This is a genomic window from Micromonospora sp. NPDC048999 (assembly GCF_040649295.1).
Taxonomy (GTDB): domain Bacteria; phylum Actinomycetota; class Actinomycetes; order Mycobacteriales; family Micromonosporaceae; genus Micromonospora.
Genome location: NZ_JBEZFI010000001.1, coordinates 814812 through 834909 on the forward strand (window position 1 = coordinate 814812; position 20098 = coordinate 834909).

Consider the following 20098-nt stretch of genomic DNA (forward strand, 5'->3'; position numbering starts at 1 on the left):
CATGGAGGGGCCCCCTGTCAACGCCTCGCGTAGAGCAGGGGGCCCCTCTCAACTCAGTGCGCGCCCGCGCCGGTGAGCGCACGTACTTCCAGCTCGGCGTACTTCTCCTCGTCGTGCTCCTTGGACAGCAGGGTGCCGATCCAGCCGCAGAGGAAGCCGATCGGGATCGAGATGATGCCCGGGTTCGACAGCGGGAACCAGTGCCAGTCGTGCTCGGGGAACATGGCCGTCGGCGCCCCGGACACCACCGGGGAGAAGAAGACCAGCAGCACGGCGGCGACCAGGCCGCCATAGATCGCCCAGACCGCGCCGGAGGTGTTGAACCGCTTCCAGAACAGGCTGAACAGGATCGCCGGCAGGTTGCCCGAGGCGGCCACCGCGAAGGCCAGCGCCACCAGGAACGCCACGTTCAGGCTCTGCGCGAAGATCGACAGTACGATGGCGACCGCGCCGATCACCAGGGCGGAGATCCGGGCGACGTTCACCTCCTGCCGCTCCGAGGCCTGCCCGCCCTTGACCACGTTGGCGTAGAAGTCGTGCGCCAGGCTGGACGACGAGGCCAGGGTCAGCCCGGCGACCACCGCCAGGATGGTGGCGAAGGCGACCGCCGCGATGATCGCCAGCAGCGTCGCGCCGCCCAGGCTGCCACCGAAGAAGTCCTTGCCCAACGCCTCGGCGAGTTGCGGCGCGGCGGTGTTGCCGGCCTTGTCCTGCGCGGTGATCGCCTCTCCGCCGACCAGCGCCGCCGCGCCGAAGCCCAGGGCGAGGGTGAGCAGGTAGAAGAGGCCGATGATGCCGATCGCCCAGAGCACGCTCTTGCGGGCCGCCTTCGCGGTCGGCACGGTGTAGAAGCGGATCAGGATGTGCGGCAGGCCGGCCGTGCCGAGCACCAGGGCGATGCCGAGCGACAGCAGATCCATCTTGCTGTAGAAGGTCTTCAGGGCGTCGCCGGATGTCTCCACCCCGTACTTGAGACCGGGTTCGAGGAAGGCCGCTCCCTTGCCGGAGGCGTGCGCCGCGTCGCCGAGCAGGGACGACAGGTTGAACTTGTACTTGGCGAGCACCAGCAGGGTCATCAGGATCGCGCCGCTCATCAGCAGGAACGCCTTGACGATCTGGACGTACGTGGTGCCCTTCATGCCGCCCACGGTGACGTAGATGATCATCAGGGCGCCGACCAGGAGGATGGTGGCCACCTTTGCGGTGTCCGCGTCCATGCCGAGGAACGTGGTGCCCGGCTTGATGCCGAGCAGCAGCGCGACCAGCGCGCCCGCGCCGACCATCTGGGCCAGCAGGTAGAAGATCGACACGGTGATCGTGGAGACCGCGGCCGCCGTCCGGACCGGGCGCTGGCGCATCCGGAACGCCAGCACGTCGGCCATCGTGTACCGGCCGGAGTTGCGGAGCAGTTCGGCGACGAGCAGCAGCGCCACCAGCCACGCGACCAGGAACCCGATCGAGTAGAGGAAGCCGTCGTAGCCGTACAGGGCGATGATGCCGGCGATGCCGAGGAAGGACGCGGCCGACATGTAGTCGCCGCCGATCGCCATGCCGTTCTGGAAGCCGGAGAAGGACCGGCCGCCGGCGTAGAAGTCGGTGGCGGTCTTGGTCTGCCGGCTGGCCCAGACGGTGATGGCCAGCGTGATCGCCACGAAGATCAGGAAGAGCGTGATGGTGAGGTTGCGGGCGGTGTGGCTGCCCGCCTCAGCCGCGAGGATCGTGCTCATCGGTCACCTCCTCGATCTCGGTGCGGATCCGGTCGGCGACCGGATCGATCCGCCGGTCGGCGAACCGCGAGTAGAGCCAGGCGATGACGAACGTCGAGACGAACTGGAGCAGGCCGAAGACCAGGGCGACGTTGATGTTCCCGAAGAGCTTCGCGCCCATGAAGCCCCGCGCGTACGCGGAGAGGATGACGTAGAGCGCGTACCACAGGAAGAACGCGACGGTCATCGGGAAGACGAAACCGCGCAGCGCGCGCCGCAACCCGGCGAACTCGTCCGACCGTTGTACGGCGAGGTACCGTTCCGCCGCGGATTCGGCCGGCGCGGACGCGGGTGTGTCCGTGGACATCTGTGGATCACCACCTTCGCAAGGCGTGGGGGAGTTTCGCGCACGGTAGAGAGCGCGCCTCCCACCCGGGAAGGTGCAGATCGACCCCGGTCACCTCCTGCGCCGAACGGTCACCCTCCTGCGCCGAGTGACCCGAGTCACTCCGCTCACCGGTCGCCGCTCGGCGCGGTCAGCCCAGCTCGCGGTAGCGGCCCCGGTAGTGCAGCAGCGGGGCGGTCTCCTCGGCCAGGTCGACGGCCTCGATCGTGGCCTCGACCAGCAGGCCCCAGCCGTACTCTCGGGCATTGTCGAGCCGGCAGCCGGCCCATCCGCCCGCGTCCGACGGCACCGGCCCGTACGGCGTGTCGGTCCATGAGCCGACGGCGAAGAGCCCACCGGGCGACGGGAAGAGACCGGCGAAGCGGTCGGCGAGCTGCCGGTGCGGCGGGCCCAGCGGCGCGACCGCGAACCGTCCCGCCTCCTCGACGGCCGTCCACAGGTCCGACTCCGGATCGATCAGCCCGAGCAGCCGGTCCGGCTCGCCCTCGGCGACCAGGGTGGACGACACGGTCAGCCCGGCCGGCCCGGGTGCCGTCCACAGGGTCACCGGGGCGGCCAACCGCCCGCGCAGCCGCCGTACCGGCGACCGCTGCCCGGCCGGCATGGCGAACGGGTCGGTGTGGTGGATCTCCGCGCCCGGCTCATGATTCACGTGAAACATTGTGCCGCCCCGGGCCCGCGCCCAACCGAGGAAGCGCTCGTGCAGACCGGTCGCGGGCGCGAGTTGCTCGCCGGCCTCGGCCATCAGCCCGCCCAGGTACACCAGTAGCGCCGTCCGGTCGTGCCGATACTCGACCAGCAGCGCGAGCCGCGCCGGCTGGCACGGCCACTGCGCCCCACACCCCCGGCACCGCCACGCCGGCCGCATCGGCAGGTGCGCCCGCCTCACCCCCGCCCACCTTTCCGCCCCGGCGTGTCGTTCGCTCGGCCCAGCGTGTCGGCCGCTAGAGGCGACTGCTCGAATGAGCGTGATGACACAGAGGCATATTCATGACTGATCGGCATATCGCTCGCAGCAGTCATCGCCTCTCGGCCGCGACACGCCCGGGAAACGATCACCAGCGGCCGCCGTTTGCCCGCCAGGCCTGGGCCGGCGTCAACCATCCGGCTCGACCCGGTCGCGGAAAGGCGATCGTCGGCCCCGTGGCCCATGCCGGTGCCGCGTTCGGCCGCCCCGCCGGCCGCCCGGTCGCGGCCGGCGGCGCCGGATCGGTCGCGGTGGTCGTCACCGCCGGCTTCCTCCTCCGGTACGACCACAGCGCGGCGTTCCTGCGGCGGATGAACCCGAACATCGCCTACCTCCCGGGGGCTCGGGGGTAGCCCCGGCCGGGGGAATGGCCGGGGCTACCCGACGCAGGACCCGACCGCCGGGCGTCGCCTCCACCAGCCGGGCCGCGTACCTCCACCCTGGACGCGGCGGGGCGGACAGGGGAGGATGCCAGGGCTTACTACGCAGCGCAGTCACGTACTTACGGGAGACGTAAGGATGGACATCGAGATGTGGATCCGGGCGCTCAAGGCGGCCCGGGCCGGCGCGGACGTATCCCAGGAGGGGCTGGCCGCCCTGATCAAGTGGAGTCCGTCAACGGTCGCCGCGATCGAGACCGGCCGCCGCCGGCCCACCGTGGAGTTCGCCGTCGCCGCCGACCAGGCCCTCGGCACCGGCGGCCTCCTCGCCGGTCTGTTGGAGGCGGCCGACCGGGAGCGTGGGCCGTCGTGGTTCGTACCCTGGCGAGGTTACGAGCAGCAGGCGACGCGGCTGAGGGCCTTCGAGGCGTGCCTGGTGCCCGGTCTTCTCCAGACCGAGGATTACGCCAGGGCGGTCATCTCCACCGGCGGTCTCCATCCACCGACCGTGGTGGACGAGCTGGTGGCTGTCCGGTTGGAACGTCAACAGTTGCTACACCGTGACCAGCCACCGCATTGCGTTTTGCTGCTGGACGAAACCGCCGTGCGGCGGCCGGTGGGCGGACCGGCGGTGCTGGACGGTCAACTCGGGCGGCTGCTGGAGGTGGCCGAGCTTCCTGCCGTGCGCCTCCACGTAATTCCCCTGGCCGTCGGAGAACACGCTGGGCTCGGCGGCGGCTTCGTATTGGCCGAGTTGCCGGACGGTGAGCGGGTGCTCTACCTGGAGAATGCTGCCCGAGGACATGTCGTTGACGACCCGGAGACAGTCGGCTTGATCGAGCGGAAGTGGGATAGCCTCCTTGGCGAAGCGCTGTCCACGGGAGCCTCGCTGGATCTGATCCGGAAGTTGAGGGTGACGCCATGACCATCGTCGAGCCCCGCTGGCGTACGTCGTCTCGTTCGACCGACTCCGGCGGCAACTGTGTGGAGGTGGCGGGCAATCTGCCCGGGGTGGTGCTGGTCCGGGACAGCAAGGACCGCTCCGGCCCGACACTCTCCTTCACCCCCGACGCCTGGCGCTCTCTGATCACCGCCCTCCGGGTCGGCTAACCCGACTGACGAAGCCCAAGGTCACGCTCGATCCAGGAAAGCGTGGCCTTGGGCGGCGCGGGATGCCCCTACATCCCGGTTCGAGCGTGAGCCCGGGGTCAGCGGGGCGATCGGGGTGCGGTCCGCCAGAGGGTGATCGCCACCCAGGCGCAGCCGACACCTACGAGCACGCCGTGGGTGATCCGGACCGCCGGCGGGGTGAAGAACTGCGGGAGGAAGAGGGCGAAGCCGACCGCCAGCGGGATGCCGCTGTAGCGCGGCAGGACGCCCGAGCGCCAGATCGCGATGGCGGCGAGCACGGCTCCGACGGCCAGCGCGAGCAGGCCGAGCGCGAACGTGGTGACCGCGACCGGCTGGAAGCGGACGGTTTCGGCCAGGGCGAGCAGGTCGATGGGCTGACCGTCGGCGACGTGGGTGGCGATGGCGTGCAGCCCGAAGTCCTCGGCGCCGTAGTAGGGCAGGGTGAGGCCCGCGCCGACCCAGGTGGTCACGGCGGCGACGAGGGCGAGCGGGGCGCCCCGACCCGGCCGCAGCGCTTCGGGGAGGGTGAGCAGGCCCAGGGGCAGGAGGATGAAGCCGATCATCGCGAACAGGTGGGAGGCGACCCATGCGGTCGAACCCATCGCCGCCGTCGCGCCGGCCATGGTGGTCTCGTCCTCCCATGGGCGGGTGGCCGGGTAGAGGATGAACAGCAGGCCGGCGGCGGCGAGGGCGACAGCGCCGGCCCGGGTACGGGTCATGGACATGAGGGGTTCCTTTGCCGGTTTCAGGGGCGGGGGAGGCTGGCGATGAACATCTGGATCAGCTGCTCGTAGGTGTCGTCCAGGCCTTCGGGTAGACCGAAGCCGCCTGCGGCCTCGATGGAGGTGAACCCGTGGGTGATGGCGCGCAGGCACCGAGTGGCGTGGATCGTGGCGGCGTCGTCCAGGCGGTAGGCGCGTAGCGCGCCGAGGAAGACCTGAAGCAGTTTGTACCCCGCCGCCTGTGTCGCCGGGTCGTGCAGCGGGTCGGCCGGCATCGCCGCGTAGCGGGTGGGGTGTCGCACCACGTAGGCACGGCTGGCCCGCATCAGGCTCGCCACGGCGTCGTCGCCACTGCGGCCGACGACGGCGAGGGTGAGCTGTTCGGCCATGTCCTCCATGACCCGTACGCCGACCAGGTTCCGCAACTGCGCGAGGCTGGCGACGTGCTTGTACAGCGACGGCGTGGCGACCCCGGCGTGAGCCGCGACCGCAGCCAGCGTCAGTTGTTCGAGCCCCTGCTCGTCGATCACCGCAAGGGCCACCTCCACGACGCCGGCGGTGGACAGGCGGGCCCTAGGCATGGCAGCCGCTCAGTAGCAAGAACATCAGCATAGCCAACAGGCTAATGCCATTAGCCGCAGTGCGTCAACCGGCCCCCGGCGGCCCGAACGCGACCGCCGAGGACCGGTACTCGTTCAGCGGCGCGGGGTGACGACGGCCAGCAGTTCCGGCTGGCGGCGGTCCAGCGCGTCGCCGGCCAGGTACGCGCCGAGCAGCGCGGCCCCCAGCCCGTACGCCAGGCCGACCGGCAGGGCCAACCAGAGCCAGACCTCCCCCAGCAGCGCCGCAGCGACCAGGATGGGCACCGCGGCGACCGCCGAGGCGATCATGGAAACCAGGGTGAACAGGCTCTTCGCCACTCCGGCACCGGTGTTCATGGCGAACGGGTTGCTCGTTTCGGGCAGCGCGTACCCGCCGAGCACCGAGACGAATCCGTTGATCGCCAGCCCGGTGCCGTACGCGGCGAGCAGCGCGCCGGCCATCGCCCCCAGCCACCCGGGGTGCCCCAGCACGGTGGCCACGACGATCGCGACCACGCCGAGCAGCGGCACCACGTAGATCGAGAATGCGGTCATCCGGGCGCGCAGCTCCAGCCGCCCCGGCACGCCCGCCACCACGTTCGCCGCGTACGCGTTGCCGTCGAAGCCGAACTGGTTGGCGAGGGTGACCGTGGCGAGCACCCCGACGAAGATCATCGACAGGCTGACCAGCACCGGCGACGACTCACCCGTGACGGAGAAGCCCGCCTCGGCGCCGGCACCGGCGGCGAACCGGGCACCACCGAGGTTGACCATCACCGGTACGAAGATGCCGACCACCGCGATGGTGATCAGGTTGGCCCGCCGGCGGGCGTCCCGCCACCAGTAGCGGCACTCCCGGGCCACCAGCGCGCCGAACCGGTCCCGCCGCGCCCAGCCGACGGCCCGTGGGAACAGTTGGGCCACCGCCGTGCCGACCGTGCCGCGTTGGTTCCGCGCCGGGCCGGCGTTGGCCGCACCCACCATCGCCGACTCCAGCGAGCGCGACCACCAGTACAGCAGCGCCCCGATGGCCAGCACGGTGATCAGCAGTTTGAGCACGGCGGCCCAGGCACGCCCCTCGGCCACGTCGATCCCTGCGGTCCACGGTGCCCCGAACGGGGTCCAGCCGACCACGCGAGCCACCCCGGTCAGCCGGTCCCAGTCGGCCCGGCTGACGGCGGCGACCACCACGATCTGCAACGGCCCGAGCAGCGCGGCGAGCGACGCGAGCAGGACGGCGGCCAGGTCGCGTACCCGGCGGGAGCGGAGCATGGTGGCGAAGGCGCTGGTCACCGCGCGGGCGGAGGCGACGCAGAGCAGCAGCCCGGCGACCGCCCCGACGGCGGCGACCAGCGCGGCCGCCCAGCCACCCAGCGCGCCGGCGGTCACCACCAGCCCGGCGACCGCGATCAGCGTCGCCAGCACCGGGACGCTGACCAGAGCGGCGGCGTACAGGCCGGTGACCAGGGTGCGGCGGGAGAGCGGGAGCAGCGCGAACCGGGCCGGGTCGAGGGTCTCGTCCACGCCGAAGAAGACCAGCGGCAGCAGCAGCCAGCCCAGCACCAGCAGGCCCCCGCCGAAGGCCGCGACCATGAGCGCGTACCGGGGCTCGTCGGCCAGGCCGGGGGCGGCCAGGGCGAAGAAGCCGCCGGTGGCGGCCCAGAGCCCGATCACGACGCCGACTATGAAGAGCGCGATCCGCCACCCCTGGCCGCGGAAGTTGTTGCCGAGCACCCGCAGCTTGAGCCGGACGAAGTGCCGGGCGCTGACCCGTCGGGCCGGCCGCTCGGGCGCGGTCACCGGGACAGCCACGACAGCTCCTGACCGGTCGCGGTCCGCCCGCCGACCACCTCGACGAAGACCTCCTCCAGGGACCGGGCGCCGCGCACCTCGTCGAGCGTGCCGACCCGCTTGATCCGCCCCTCGGCGAGGATCGCCACGTGCGAGCAGAGCCGCTCGACCACCTCCATGACGTGGCTGGAGAAGACGACCGTGCCGCCGCCGACGACGTAGCGGTGCAGGATGTCGCGGATCAGCGCCGCCGAGACCGGGTCGACCGCCTCGAACGGCTCGTCGAGCACCAGCAGCCGGGGGCCGTGCAGCAGCGCACAGGCCAGGCCGATCTTCTTCTTCATGCCCGCCGAGTAGTCGACGACGAGGGTACGGCCGGCGTCGGTCAGCGCCAGCACGTCCAGCAACTCCGCCGCGCGCTGGTCGACCACCGCCGGGTCCATGCCGCGCAGCAGACCGTGGTACGCCAGCAACTCCGCCCCGCTGAGCCGGTCGAAGAGCCGTACGCCGTCCGGCATCACGCCGAGCAGGCTCTTGGCGTGGACCGGGTCGCCCCAGACGTCGTACCCGAGCACCCGGGCCTGGCCGGCGTCGGGCCGCAGCAGGCCGACGGCCATGGAGAGGGTGGTGGTCTTGCCGGCCCCGTTCGGGCCGAGCAGCCCGTAGAACGACCCGGTCGGCACGTCCAGGTCGACCCCGGCGACAGCGATCTTGGTGTCGAACCGCTTGGCCAGGCCATGGAGAGACAGCGCGGGATGCTCATGGGTCATGAGCCGACCGTATCTCGCCGGGGCGACCTCTCCTTACAAGCGGAGCGTTTCGGGGGCGTGGAGGCGGAGCATCGTGGTGCCGACGCCGCGGGGTAGCCGACGCCGGGTGGCCATCGAGACCGTCACCATCACGCTGAACGCCAGCGGCACCGTCCACGCGGCCGGCTGGGCGGTCAGCGTGGCCGGCCAGCCGGTGAGCGGCGGGCCCAGCACCGTGACCAGCACCGCACCGATCGCGGCACCGCCGCCGACCAGCACCCCGGCGGCGGCGCCCAGGTCGGTAAGCCCACGCCACCAGATGCCCAGCACCAGCAGCGGGCAGAAACTCGACGCGGCCACCGCGAAGGCGAGCCCGACCACCTCGGAGACGTCCAGCCCGGACACGTTCAGCGCGAGCACCGCCGGCACCCCGCCGGCGATCACCGTGGCCAGTTGGAAGCCGCGTACCGAGCCACGGCCCAGCACGTCCGTGGAGATCACCCCGGCCACGCTGGTGAGCAGCCCGGAGGAGGTGGAGAGGAACGCGGCGAACGCCCCGGCGGCGACCAGCGCGGCGAGCAGCCGCGCGGCCGTACCGCCGCCGAGCGCCGCCTCGGGCAGCAGCACCACCACGGCGTCGGTGTGGCCGGTGACCAACAGTTGCGGGGTGTAGATCCGGCCCAACACGCCGTAGATGGTCGGCAGCAGATAGAAGAGGCCGACCAGAGCGAGCACCACAAGCGTGGTGCGGCGGGCGGCGGCGCCGTCGGGGTTGGTGTAGAAGCGCACCAGCACGTGCGGCAGGCCCATGGTGCCGAGGAAGGTGGCCAGGATCAGGGAATACGTGCGGAACAGCCCCCGGTCGTCCTCCCCGGCGGCGGCCGGCAGCAGCCAGTCCGTCGCGTCGATGGCCGTGCCGGAGACCTCCGGCACCGGGTCGCCGGCGGCGAAGTCGAGACGGTCGCCGGGGCGTACCTGCCGGACGTCGCCGTCGGGGAAGGTGAGGGTCGCGCGGTGTTCGACCACGACGGTGGTCGCGGCCCGGAACGCCGGCCCGTCGGGCGGGGTCACCGCCGGGCGGGCGTCGGCCTGCCACTGCAACGCCAGAAAGATCGCGGGTACGGCCAGTGCGGTCAACTTCAGCCAGTACTGGAACGCCTGGACGAAGGTGATGGCCCGCATCCCGCCCAGCGCCACGTTCACGGTCACCACCGCGGCGACCAACAGCGCACCCACCGGGTACGCCGAGCCGGCCACCGTCGACAGGGTCAGCCCCGCCCCCTGCAACTGCGGCACCAGATAGAGCCAGCCGATGAAGATCACGAAGACGGTGGCCAGCTTTCGTAGCCGCCGTGAGCCGAGCCGCACCTCGCAGAAGTCCGGCAGGGTGAACGCCCCGGAGCGGCGCAGCGGGGCGGCCACGAAGAGCAGCAGGGCCAGATATCCGGCGGCGAAACCGACCGGGTACCAGAGCACGTCCACGCCGTACTTGAGGATCAGCCCGGCCACGCCCAGGAAGCTCGCCGCCGACAGGTACTCCCCGCCGATCGCCGCGGCGTTCCAGGTCGGGCTGACCGCCCGGGAGGCGACCAGGAAATCGGAGGTGGTCCGGGCCAGGCGCAGCCCGTAGAAGCCGATCCCGACAGTGACCAGGGTGACCGCCACGATCGCCGGGACGACGTACCCGTTGCCCATCTCAGCGCTCCGGCCGCTGAACCAGGTCGGTGAAGTCCTGCTCGTTCCGTTCCGCCAGCCGCACGTACGCCCAGCCGACCGCGATCAGGAACGGGAAGGCGGCCACCCCGAGGAGCAGCCAGGGCAGGTTGACGCCGAGCACCGTGGTGCGTCCGAGCGCGGGGGCGATGGCAAAGAGCCAGGGCAGGCCGCCCAGCCCGACCAGCACCAGCAGGCTCAGCCGCAGCGCCAGCGCGAGCTGGGCGCGGACCAGCCCACGGACCAGTGCCTCGCCGACCCGGGTCTGCTGGGCCAGCTCCGACCGGGTGCGATCGGCCCGGCTGCCCGAACGGGACACCTCGGCCAGCACGATCCGGGCCCGCCGGCGGGGCTGCGCGGCGCGCGGGGCCGGGTCGGCCGCGCGCGGGGCCGGCACCGGAGCGGACTCGGCGGTCCGCCCCGGAACGTCCCGCTCGTCCGCTTCGGTCATCCCCGGCAGTCTTGCCTGATAACCGTGAATGTCAAGGGCACGCGGCGGCCTTCCTCCATGCCGTCCGGCGGTAGGGACCGGTCGTGGAGAACGGTGGCATGCGTTGTGAACAACCTGTGGAGAACGCCTCACTCCTGTGGATAACCGGAACTCCGAGCAGAGGGCGGTGACACCGAGTTCCGCGGCCAGTTGTGCGGCAGACCACTGACAGAAGATGTCAGGGGTGGTCCGCCACGATCGTTGGCATGAACGACTTCGACTTCTTCATCGGCTCGTGGAACGTGGTCAACCGCCGGCTCAAGACGCTGTTCGCCGACAGCGACGACTGGGAGTCCTTCCCCGGCACCACAACCTGCCAGCCGATCTTCAACGGCGCCGGCAACACCGAGGAGATCACCTTCCCGACGCTCGGCAGCCGCGGCTTCACCCTGCGCCTGTTCGACACCGAGCGAAAGGAATGGTCAATCTACTGGGCGAACAGCCGCACCGGCCTGCTCTTCCCGCCGGTCCTCGGCACCTTCACCGACGGCCGCGGCGACTTCTACGGCGACGACACGCACGACGGCAAGCCGATCAAGGCACACTTCATCTGGTCAGACATCACACCCACCTCGGCGCGATGGGAGCAGGAGTTCTCCCCCGACGGCGGACAGACCTGGGAGTCCAACTGGGTCATGGAATTCACCCGGGCCTGACCAGGCGGCTCGGCGGGCCGGCGGCGCCGGCGGTGGCGCCTCCCGCGTTGTCACACAGCGTGCCGGCCCGGCCGGGCGGGGGCGGGCTCAGCGGTTCCAGTCCTGCTTCGCCGCCCGGACCAGCTTGTCCTTCAGCTCCCGGGTGTGCCGGCGGCTCACCGGCAGCTCCGTCCCGTCGACCACCACCACATAGCCGGAGTTGACCAGTCGCAGCTCGCCGATCAGCCGCAGCTGCACCAGGTACGACCGGTGGATCCGCACGAAACCCGCGTCCGCCCACCGCTCCGCGAGGGTGGCCAGCGGGACCCGGACCAGGTGCGACGCGTCTGCGGTGTGCAGCCGGGCGTAGTCGCCCTGCGCCTCCACCCAGCGCACCGCCGAGCGGGGCAGCAGCCGGGTCGTGCCGGCCAGCTCGATCGGGATCGTCGGATCCTCCTCGGCGCGGGCCAGGGCCGCCGGGTGCGAGGGCACCACCCGGGCACCGATCACCCGACGCAGCGACTCGGCCAGCCGCTCGGCGCGTACCGGCTTGCGCACGTAGTCGGTCGCACCCAGGTCGAAGGCGTCCGCCGCGCCGTCGTCGTAGGCGGTGACGAAGACGATCGCGGGCGGCCGGGCGAACCGCCGCAGCACCCGGGCCAGCTCCATGCCGTCCAGCCCGGGCATCCGGATGTCGAGGAAGACCACGTCCACGTCGCCGTCGCGGAGCACCCGCAGCGCCTCGGTCGCGTCGCCCGCCGTGTGCAGCCGGGCCACCCGGGGGTCGGCCCGCAGGTGGTACGCCAGCTCGTCCAGCGCCGGCGGCTCGTCGTCCACAGCCAGCACCCGGAGGAAGCCGGTGCCGTGCACGGTCACGACCCCGCCCGTACGCCCGGGTGGAACTTCGGCACCCGCATGCTCACCTTCGTACCGGAGCCCAGGCCGGTCTCGACGACCAGACCGAACCGGTCCCCGAAGGCCGACCGGAGCCGCTCGTCGACGTTCGAGAGGCCGACGTGCTGGCCCGGGTCGGCGGTCGGGTCGCTGCCGGCCAGCTCGGCGATGCCGGCGGCCAGCGTCGTCGGATCCATGCCCACTCCGTCGTCCTCCACCGTGATGTGGCACTCCGCGCCCGCGTCCCGGGCCTCGATGCTCACCATGCCGGTGCCCGGCTTGCGGGACAACCCGTGCCGGACCGCGTTCTCCACCAGCGGCTGGAGGCAGAGGAACGGCAGGGTCACCGGCAGCACCTCGGGGGCGATCTGCAGCCGCACCTGGAGCCGCTCGCCGAACCGGGCCCGTTCGATGGTCAGGTACCGGTCGATCGAGCGCAGCTCCTCGGCGAGGGTGGTGAACTCGCCGTGCGCCCGGAACGAGTAGCGGGTGAACTCGGCGAACTCCAGGATCAGCTCCCGGGCCCGCTCCGGGTCGGTCCGTACGAATGAACCGATCGCGGTCAGCGCGTTGTAGATGAAGTGCGGGCTGATCTGGGCGCGCAGGGCGCGTACCTCCGCCCGGGCCAGGCGCTCCCGGGACGAGTCCAGCTCGGCCAGGGCGAGCTGGTCGCCGGCCCAGTGCGCGGTCTCCAGGGTCGCCTGCACCAGCCCGGGGGCCGGCTGCTCGTCGGCGACCGCCACCAGCGCCCCGACCACCCGGCCGTCCGCGCTCAGCGGCGCCAGCACGGCACCCCGCACCGGGCAGTCCACCAGATCGCAGCGCAGCTCCGAGTCGCGCAGCACCGTCGACCGGCCGGTGCCGACCACCCGCCGGGCCGCCGCGAGCAACTGGTCACCGTGGTGCGCGCCGCGACCGTCGAGGGCGAGCAGGGCCTCCCGGTCGGTCAGGGCCAGGCCGGCCGCGCCGACCAGGGCCCGCAGATGGCGTACGGCCTTTGCCGCGCCCGCCCGATTCAGCCCGGCCCGCAGCGGCTCGGCCGCCAACCCGGCGGTGTGCAGCACCTCGTACGTGGCCCGCTGGGTGGCCGTGGCGATGCCCCGCCGTGCCCGCAGCCGCAGCACCGCCCAGAGCGCCGCGGCGAGCGCGGTGGCCAGCGACACGACGCCGAAAACGGCGGAGAGGTTGCCACCCACGCAGCGATCCTGACCGGAGCGCTAGTACGCGCCCTTGCGGACGAGCACCACCCCGACGGTCCGCCACAGGATGCTCAGGTCGTACGCCAGGGACCAGTTGTCGACGTAGTAGAGGTCGAGTCGGACCGCCTCGTCCCAGGAAAGGTCGGAGCGGCCGGAGACCTGCCAGAGCCCGGTGATGCCCGGCCGGACCAGCAGCCGGCGGCGGACGTCGCCGAGGAAGTCACCGTCGTCGGCGGGGAGCGGACGCGGCCCGACCAGCGACATCTCGCCCCAGAGCACGTTGATCAGCTGGGGCAGCTCGTCGAGCGAGGAGGCGCGCAGGAAGCGACCGACCGGGAACACCCGCGGGTCTTCCTTGATCTTGAACAGCATGCCGTCGGTCTCGTTCTGGTCGACCAGGCCGGCCAGCCGCTCTTCGGCGTCCACGTACATGGTGCGGAACTTCCAGACCCGGAAGGTCCGCCCCTCGTGCCCGACCCGGGGCTGCCGGAAGAACACCGGCCCGGGGTCGGAGATCCGGATGGCGATCGCGACCGCGACGAAGAGCGGGATCAGCAGCACCAGGCCCAGCCCGGCGGCCACCCGGTCCATCAGGTTCTTGATCAGCAGCGCCGGGCCCGACAGGGTCGGCTCCTCGACGTGCAGCAGCGGCAGACCCTCGATCGGGCGGATGTGCACCCGGGGACCGGCGATGTCGGTGAGCTGAGGTGCGACCACCAGGTCGACGCCGGAGCCCTCCAACTGCCAGGCCAGCCGGCGCAGTTCGCCCGGCTCGGCGCTGGCCGAGCCGCAGACGGCGATGGTGTCCCCGCCGACCTCCCGCACCAGGGCGAGCACGTCCCGGCCGGCGTAGACCGGCACCGGGGTCTCCATGCCGCGCGCGGCGGCGTACCCGTCGGTGAGGTGGATGGCGACCGGCACCAGGCCGGCGCCGGGGTTACGGGTGACCGCGGTGTAGACCTCCAGGCACTCCGGCAGGGTGCCGATGAGCACCATCCGGTGCCCGGCCTGACCGGCCCGACGCCGGACCAGGTGCAGCGTGAAGCGGGCGAGCAGCCGGCCGAGCAGGATCAGGACCAGCGCCCCAAGCAGGGCGAAACCCACCGACCAACGTGAGAGGCCACCGGTCTTGGTGGCGAAGGCGATGAACGAGACCGTCGCGGCGACGGCGATCCCCCCGCGGATGACCCGCTTGAACTCATCCGGGCCGAGCCCGAGGTAGCGCCGGTCGTAGGCGCGGTTGCCCCAGAGAATGATCAGCCAGCCGAGCGGCAGCAACAGGAAGGCCACCGTGTAGAACCAGGTGGCGTTGCCGAAGCCGGCTCGGGCCTGACCGAAGGCGTCCTGGGCGATCCAGTCGGCCAGCACCACGGCGGCGAAGTCGAGCAGCAGCAGGATCGCGATGTAGGGGCGGTGCCAGCGGGACACCCGGCGGCGGGCACGGGCCCACGCCGACCGCGGTACGCCGTTGTGCGACGGCTGAGTCGGCGGCTGGATCTCGAAGCTGTCGACGTGCCGCACGCTTTCGCTCCGGCCTGTGTTGGTTACCGGGCGCTGGAGGCTTGTCGTCACCTCAACCCATGTCCTCCCGCATGACACGTGCCCTCACTCGCCGTGAGGACCCGGGTCGCCCACCGTCCCAGTCTCCCACGCGGACCCGGCCGGAACGGGCCGCCGGAAAGGAAGCCGTCCAGTTGGTCACGCGGGGATCTGGCCGGCTCCGTATCGGTTGTGAAGCCGGGGACCGGGCCACTATACCGATGGATCGCGGCCCGGGTAGAGGTGCGAGCGGGACGTTTGGCGATCCCCGGGCGATTCCGCTCAGTAGTCGACCGAGTGCGATTACTCACCGTACGAGGCGGGACAACCGTCGGTCAGCCAGCGGCTTGCCGCCGGTCTGACAGGTGGGGCAGTACTGGAGGCTGGAGTCGGCGAACGACACCTCCCGCACCGTGTCCCCGCAGACCGGACACGGCAGCCCGGTCCGGGCGTGCACCTTGAGGCCGGAGCGCTTCTCGCCCTTCAGCTCCGCGGCCCGTTGCCCCAGCGAGCGGCGTACCGCGTCGCCGAGCACCGCCCGGGTCGCGCCGTGCAGCTCGGCGAGCTGGTCGTCGGTGAGCCGGTCGGTGATCGCGAACGGGGACAGCCGCGCCGCGTGCAGGATCTCGTCCGAGTACGCGTTGCCGACCCCGGCCAGCACCGCCTGGTCGGTCAGCACCCCCTTGACCTGCCCCCGCCGGCTGCGCACCCGCTCGGCGAAGGTGGGCAGGTCGGCGTCGAGCGCGTCCGGGCCCAGCTTCGCCACCCCGGGCACCTGCGCCGGATCGGTCACCAGGTAGGCGGCCAGCTTCTTCTGCGTGCCCGCCTCGGTCAGGTCGAAGCCGGAGCCGTCGTCGAGGCGTACCCGAAGCGCGACCAGGCCCTTGCCGGGGCGCAGCGGGACGGCCGACGAGAACGCCTCCCGGTAGTGCAGCCAGCCCGCCCGGGCCAGGTGGACCACCAGGTGCAGCCCGCCCTCGAAGCGGACGTCCAGGAACTTTCCGTGCCGGCCCGCGCCGACCACCGCCCGCCCCGACACCGCGCTCGGCGGCGGGTCGTACGTCTTCAGGGCGCTGATCGCGGCGACCTCGACGCGCTCGACGCAGCGGCCCACCGCCCGCTCGCGCAGGTAGCCGGCGAGCGCTTCGACCTCCGGTAATTCGGGCATCCAATAAAGGTAGCCTTCTTTGCCGTGAGAATCGTGGTGGCGCACAACCGGTACCGGGAAGCCCAGCCCTCCGGCGAAAACACGATCGTCGACGCGGAGATCGCCCAGCTCACCGCGGCCGGGGTGGAGGTGCTGCCGTTCATCCGCAGCTCCGACGAGATCCCGTCAATGTCCAAGCCGGCCAAGGCGCTGCTGCCGATCTCGCCGATCTGGGCGCCGAAGGCCCAGCACGACCTGGACCGCCTGCTCGTCGAGCACCGCCCCGACGTGCTGCACCTGCACAACCCGTACCCCCTGCTGTCGCCCTGGGTGGTGCGGACCGCGCACAAGCGCGGCGTGCCGGTGGTGCAGACGGTGCACAACTACCGGCAGGTCTGCTCCTCCGGTCTCTACTTCCGCGACGGCGTGATCTGCCAGGACTGCCGGGGCCGGGCGCTGGGCGTGCCGGCGATCGTGCACAGCTGCTACCGGGGCTCCCGGGTGCAGAGCGCGCTGATGGCGACCACACTCGCCGTGCACCGGCCGACCTGGCGGTCGGTGGACCGGTTCATCGCGCTCACCACCGCGGTCGCCGACCACCTCCGGGACTACGGCATCCCCGCCGAGCGGATCGTGGTCAAGCCCAATGCGATTCCCGACCCGGGTACGCCCGCGCCGCTGGGCGAGGGTTTTCTCTTCCTCGGCCGGCTCAGCCCCGAGAAGGGGCTGGACCTGCTGCTGGAGGCGTGGCGGCGGCACCCGGACGGCGCGCTCGGCCCGCTGCGGATCGCCGGCGACGGTGAACTGCGTCCGCTGGTCGAGGCGGCCGCCGCCGAGCGTGCCGACCTCACCTTCCTAGGCCCGCTCGACCGGGCCGGGGTACGCGCCGCGCTGGCCGACAGCGCCGTGGTGCTGGCGACCTCCACCTGGCACGACGTACTGCCGACCGTGATCATCGAGGCGCTGGCCAGCGGTCGGCCGGTGCTCGGCACCGCGCTCGGCGGCATCCCGTACCTGGTCGGCGCGGACACCCCGCGGGAGCCCGCAGGCACCGGCCCGGCCGAGGTGGCCTCGGCATTCGCCGCGCCGGGGCCGGCCGGGACGGTGGCGGAGCACCCCGGTTCCGGGCCGGCTCGCGTGGCGTCGGCATCCGCCGATGCCGGGAGGCCGGCGATACCGGCCGGCATTGAGTCGGGCGAGGCGGGCTGGGTGGTCGCCCCGGAACCGGCCGCGCTGGCAGCCGCCCTGCCCGTGGCCCGGGCCGGCGCGGCGCAGCTCACCGCGGCAGCCCGGACCCGCTACGAGCGCACCTTCCACCCGGACGTGGTCACCAAGCGCCTCATCGATATCTACGCCGACGTCTCCCGGACCGCCGCCGCCCGCTGACCTCACCTCCGCCTCCGCGGCCCGGCGCGGCGCGCCGGGCCGGCCCGCCAGCCGTGCGCGGCAACTTCGGGGAAGTTGCTGCCTCCAGACGGCCGCAGGCAGCAACTTCCCCGAACATGCCGCCTCGCCGGGGCGCGGGGGCGCGGGGTGGGTCAGCGGAGGGAGGCGCGGGCGGAGAAGGCGATGCTGGCGAGCAGGAAGCCGCCGTTGACGATGCTGAACGCGACGATCACCCAGATCGTCAGCGCCGGGGCGACCGTCAGCACCAGGCCGGCCAGGAAGATCACTGCGCCGTAGTCCCGGACCAGCTTCACCAGGCGTACGGGGAGCGAGGACGAGGTGACCATGCTGGCCGCGTTCGGGCCGGACTGCATCACCGAGGTGACCAGGTTGACCATCCAGGTGCCGGCGAAGATCGCCACCAGCCAGGTCGGCGTCGACGGGCGCTGCGCCACGGCCGTTGCCCCGAGGGCGGTGACCAGGGCGATCTGGGCGGCCACGTCGCAGAGGATGTCGATCCGGGCACCCGCTGCACTGCCCTGACCGGTGACCCGGGCGAGCTGCCCGTCCGCGCAGTCCAAGGCGTACGCGAGCTGCCAGCCGACCAGCGCGACCAGCCCGACGACCCAGGCCGGGACGGTGCCGGCGGCCACCGGGCCGGCGAGCGCGACCACGGTGACCGAGGCGGCCAACCCGAGCACCAGATTGGTGAGGGTCAGCGCGGTGGGGCGCAGCCCGAGGCGCTGGGCGACCAGTGCGAAGACCGCCCCGATCCACTGACTGATCGCCTCGCTGAACAGGCCGCCGCCCCGGTTGACCCGGTGGAAGTCGGCGACGGTGGGGCGGGACGGCTCAGCCAAGGTCGTCGCGGAATGCATCGGCGTAGTCTGCCAGCCGCTCCCGCGTCTCGGTAGGCGACATCGCGAGGTGTTCGAGGATGGTGTAGCGGTCCGGCCGGGTGGCCGGCGCGAACTGCACCGCCTCGACGAACTGCTCGTCGGTGAGCCCCACGTCGGCCGGGAGGCGGGGCAGCCCGTGCCGCGCCAGGCAGGCCGACAGCTCGGCGAACCGCCGCTCGTCGCCGCGCAGGAAGGTGCAGAAGAGCGCGCCCAGCCCGGCCAGCTCGCCGTGCGAGGCGGTGTCCGGGTAGAGCGCGTCGATCGCGTGCATGATCTCGTGGCAGCCGCCGCTGGCCGGGCGGCTGGTGCCGCACGCCGCCATCGCCAGGCCGGTGGAGATCAGCGCCTCGGCCAGCACGGTGACGAACGCGTCGTCGCCCATGTCGCCCCGGTGGGCGAGCACCGCCTCGGCGCCCATCCGGGCCAGCGAGGCGGCCAGCCCGTCGACCGGCTCGCCGCGTACCTGCCGGGCCAGCTCCCAGTCGGCCAGCGCGCTGATGTTGCTCAGCACGTCGCCGATGCCGGCCCGGTTGTGCCGTTCCGGCCCGGCCTCCACGAAGTCCAGGTCGACGATCACCGCGATCGGGATGTGCACCCCGTACGAGCCCTTGATCCCATCGTTGACCAGGCTGGCCACCGGGGACGCGATGCCGTCGTTGGCCAGGGCGGTGGCCACGGTGACCAGGGGCAGGCCGCGCCGGGTGGCCGCGTACTTCGCCACGTCGATGGTCTTGCCGCCGCCGATGCCGACCACCGCGTCGTACGACCGGTTGCGCAGCTTCGCGCCGAGGTCGTCGGCGGCGTCCAGGGAGCCCCCGGCGACGGTGAACACGTCCGCCGAGCGCAGCGACGGGCGGATCAGCTCGGCGATCTGCCCACCCTGCCCCGGACCGACCACCACGGCCACGTCACCGCCGGCGGAGATCCGCCCGTCAACCAGGATCGTGGCGAGGTCGGCCACCGCACCCCGCCGTACGTCGATGTACAGCGGGGTGAGGATCGTCCGGGCTAGTAGCGGCACGCGATCTCCCGGGCCCGGGCCAGGTCGGCTTGGTTGTCGACCTCGACCCAGGAGACGTCGCCGATCGGCGCCGCCCGCACCTCGCCGCCACGGTCGGCGAACTCCTGGTAGCCGTCCTCGTAGTAGAGGTTCGGGTCGCGCCGCCAGGTCGTCTCCAGGGCGTCGGCGAGCGCGTCGGCCACCTGCGGCTCGATCAGCGTCGCGCCGATGTACTCCCCGTACGCCTCGCCCGGGTCCATCAGCTTGGTGATCCGGGTGAGCTGGCCGGCGGCGTCGAAGATGGTCTTCATCTCCTCCTCGGCCAGCGGCTTGATGTTGTCGATGGCAAGCAGGATGCCCGGGCCGCGCTCGGCCAGCAGGGTCTTCTCCACGCTCACCGGGTGCACGGTGTCGCCGTTGACCAGCAGCACCCCCCGGGAGAAGTACTCCCGGGCCAGCCAGAGCGAGTACGCGTTGTTCCACTCCTCGGCCCGGTCGTTGTGCACCAGGGTGATCTTGACGCCGTACTTCTGCTCCAGCGCCGTCTGGCGTTCCCGGACCGCGTCGGCGGCGTAGCCGACCACGATGACGATCTCGGTCAGCCCGACCTCGGCGAGGTTACGCAGCGCGATGTCGAGGATGGTGGTCTCCCCGTCCACGGGCACCAGCGCCTTGGGCAGGGTGTCGGTGTACGGACGCAGCCGCCGTCCGGCACCGGCGGCGAGCACCATACCGATCATGCGGGCATCCTTTGTTCGACTCG

The 20098-nt window shown here is 72.1% G+C and carries 21 protein-coding genes; 5 read left to right on the forward strand and 16 right to left on the reverse strand.

The window, feature by feature from the left end:
- Window positions 1-53: 53 nt before the first annotated feature.
- The 3 genes from AB0C02_RS03945 to AB0C02_RS03955 form a co-directional block, all read right to left on the reverse strand.
- On the reverse strand, window positions 54-1727 hold the full coding sequence (locus AB0C02_RS03945) for a cation acetate symporter (protein WP_357540795.1): 1674 nt from the start codon (window positions 1725-1727) through the stop codon (window positions 54-56).
- Window positions 1705-2073, reverse strand: a complete 369-nt coding sequence (locus AB0C02_RS03950; RefSeq protein WP_357540797.1) for a DUF485 domain-containing protein — start codon at window positions 2071-2073, stop codon at window positions 1705-1707. The genes AB0C02_RS03945 and AB0C02_RS03950 overlap by 23 nt, the downstream gene beginning before the upstream one ends.
- A gap of 169 nt (window positions 2074-2242) precedes the next feature.
- Window positions 2243-2980, reverse strand: coding sequence for a flavin reductase family protein (locus tag AB0C02_RS03955; protein WP_357541039.1), 738 nt, complete (start codon window positions 2978-2980; stop codon window positions 2243-2245).
- Window positions 2981-3255: 275 nt separating this feature from the next.
- Here AB0C02_RS03955 and AB0C02_RS03960 point away from each other — a divergent pair, with 275 nt between their 5' ends.
- The 3 genes from AB0C02_RS03960 (at window position 3256) to AB0C02_RS03970 (ending at window position 4569) form a co-directional block, all read left to right on the forward strand.
- The gene (locus AB0C02_RS03960; protein WP_357540799.1) at window positions 3256-3432 is read left to right on the forward strand and encodes a hypothetical protein; all 177 of its coding nucleotides are present in this window, start codon (window positions 3256-3258) and stop codon (window positions 3430-3432) included.
- Between the two features lie 166 nt (window positions 3433-3598).
- On the forward strand, window positions 3599-4384 hold the full coding sequence (locus tag AB0C02_RS03965; RefSeq protein WP_357540801.1) for a helix-turn-helix transcriptional regulator: 786 nt from the start codon (window positions 3599-3601) through the stop codon (window positions 4382-4384).
- Window positions 4381-4569 carry a DUF397 domain-containing protein gene (locus tag AB0C02_RS03970; RefSeq protein WP_357540803.1) on the forward strand — a complete coding sequence of 63 codons (189 nt, stop codon included), beginning with the start codon at window positions 4381-4383 and terminating at the stop codon, window positions 4567-4569. The genes AB0C02_RS03965 and AB0C02_RS03970 overlap by 4 nt, the downstream gene beginning before the upstream one ends.
- 98 nt (window positions 4570-4667) lie before the next feature.
- On the opposite strand, the gene AB0C02_RS03975 is transcribed toward AB0C02_RS03970, so the two are convergent.
- The 6 genes from AB0C02_RS03975 to AB0C02_RS04000 all read right to left on the reverse strand — a co-directional run bounded on the left by AB0C02_RS03975 (window position 4668) and on the right by AB0C02_RS04000 (window position 10597).
- Entirely contained in the window at window positions 4668-5315 is a 648-nt protein-coding gene (locus AB0C02_RS03975) for a hypothetical protein (RefSeq protein ID WP_357540805.1), read from the reverse strand.
- 20 nt (window positions 5316-5335) lie between these two features.
- Window positions 5336-5893: a TetR-like C-terminal domain-containing protein gene (locus tag AB0C02_RS03980; RefSeq protein ID WP_357540807.1), complete on the reverse strand. Its 558-nt coding sequence runs from the start codon at window positions 5891-5893 to the stop codon at window positions 5336-5338.
- 114 nt (window positions 5894-6007) lie between these two features.
- The gene (locus AB0C02_RS03985; RefSeq protein WP_357540809.1) at window positions 6008-7705 is read right to left on the reverse strand and encodes an ABC transporter permease; all 1698 of its coding nucleotides are present in this window, start codon (window positions 7703-7705) and stop codon (window positions 6008-6010) included.
- Complete coding sequence (locus AB0C02_RS03990; protein WP_357540811.1) at window positions 7690-8454, reverse strand: ABC transporter ATP-binding protein; 765 nt, start codon at window positions 8452-8454, stop codon at window positions 7690-7692. The genes AB0C02_RS03985 and AB0C02_RS03990 overlap by 16 nt, the downstream gene beginning before the upstream one ends.
- Window positions 8455-8487: 33 nt before the next feature.
- A complete protein-coding gene (locus AB0C02_RS03995; RefSeq protein ID WP_357540813.1) occupies window positions 8488-10128 on the reverse strand; it encodes a cation acetate symporter in 1641 nt (546 codons plus the stop codon).
- 1 nt (window position 10129) lies between these two features.
- Entirely contained in the window at window positions 10130-10597 is a 468-nt protein-coding gene (locus AB0C02_RS04000) for a hypothetical protein (protein WP_357540815.1), read from the reverse strand.
- Between the two features lie 245 nt (window positions 10598-10842).
- Here AB0C02_RS04000 and AB0C02_RS04005 point away from each other — a divergent pair, with 245 nt between their 5' ends.
- Window positions 10843-11292 (forward strand): hypothetical protein, encoded by a 450-nt coding sequence (locus AB0C02_RS04005; RefSeq protein WP_357540817.1) that lies wholly within the window; start codon window positions 10843-10845, stop codon window positions 11290-11292.
- An 87-nt stretch (window positions 11293-11379) separates the two neighbouring features.
- On the opposite strand, the gene AB0C02_RS04010 is transcribed toward AB0C02_RS04005, so the two are convergent.
- The 4 genes from AB0C02_RS04010 to AB0C02_RS04025 form a co-directional block, all read right to left on the reverse strand.
- Window positions 11380-12147, reverse strand: coding sequence for a LytTR family DNA-binding domain-containing protein (locus tag AB0C02_RS04010; protein ID WP_357540819.1), 768 nt, complete (start codon window positions 12145-12147; stop codon window positions 11380-11382).
- Window positions 12144-13361, reverse strand: coding sequence for a histidine kinase (locus AB0C02_RS04015; protein WP_357540821.1), 1218 nt, complete (start codon window positions 13359-13361; stop codon window positions 12144-12146). Before AB0C02_RS04015 ends, AB0C02_RS04010 begins: the two co-directional genes overlap by 4 nt.
- Before the next feature lie 21 nt (window positions 13362-13382).
- A complete protein-coding gene (locus AB0C02_RS04020; RefSeq protein WP_357540822.1) occupies window positions 13383-14885 on the reverse strand; it encodes a sugar transferase in 1503 nt (500 codons plus the stop codon).
- A gap of 325 nt (window positions 14886-15210) precedes the next feature.
- The gene (locus AB0C02_RS04025; protein WP_357540824.1) at window positions 15211-16071 is read right to left on the reverse strand and encodes a DNA-formamidopyrimidine glycosylase family protein; all 861 of its coding nucleotides are present in this window, start codon (window positions 16069-16071) and stop codon (window positions 15211-15213) included.
- 24 nt (window positions 16072-16095) lie between these two features.
- On the opposite strand from AB0C02_RS04025, the gene AB0C02_RS04030 reads away from it, so the two are divergent.
- On the forward strand, window positions 16096-17436 hold the full coding sequence (locus tag AB0C02_RS04030) for a glycosyltransferase (RefSeq protein ID WP_357540826.1): 1341 nt from the start codon (window positions 16096-16098) through the stop codon (window positions 17434-17436).
- A 152-nt stretch (window positions 17437-17588) separates the two neighbouring features.
- On the opposite strand, the gene AB0C02_RS04035 is transcribed toward AB0C02_RS04030, so the two are convergent.
- Genes AB0C02_RS04035 through AB0C02_RS04045 form a run of 3 tightly spaced genes read right to left on the reverse strand, consistent with a single transcriptional unit; the run spans window position 17589 to window position 20075 of the window.
- Entirely contained in the window at window positions 17589-18314 is a 726-nt protein-coding gene (locus tag AB0C02_RS04035) for a CDP-alcohol phosphatidyltransferase family protein (protein WP_357540828.1), read from the reverse strand.
- Entirely contained in the window at window positions 18289-19356 is a 1068-nt protein-coding gene (locus AB0C02_RS04040; protein ID WP_357540830.1) for an iron-containing alcohol dehydrogenase family protein, read from the reverse strand. The genes AB0C02_RS04035 and AB0C02_RS04040 overlap by 26 nt, the downstream gene beginning before the upstream one ends.
- Window positions 19344-20075 carry a phosphocholine cytidylyltransferase family protein gene (locus tag AB0C02_RS04045; protein WP_357540832.1) on the reverse strand — a complete coding sequence of 244 codons (732 nt, stop codon included), beginning with the start codon at window positions 20073-20075 and terminating at the stop codon, window positions 19344-19346. The genes AB0C02_RS04040 and AB0C02_RS04045 overlap by 13 nt, the downstream gene beginning before the upstream one ends.
- Window positions 20076-20098 lie beyond the last annotated feature (23 nt).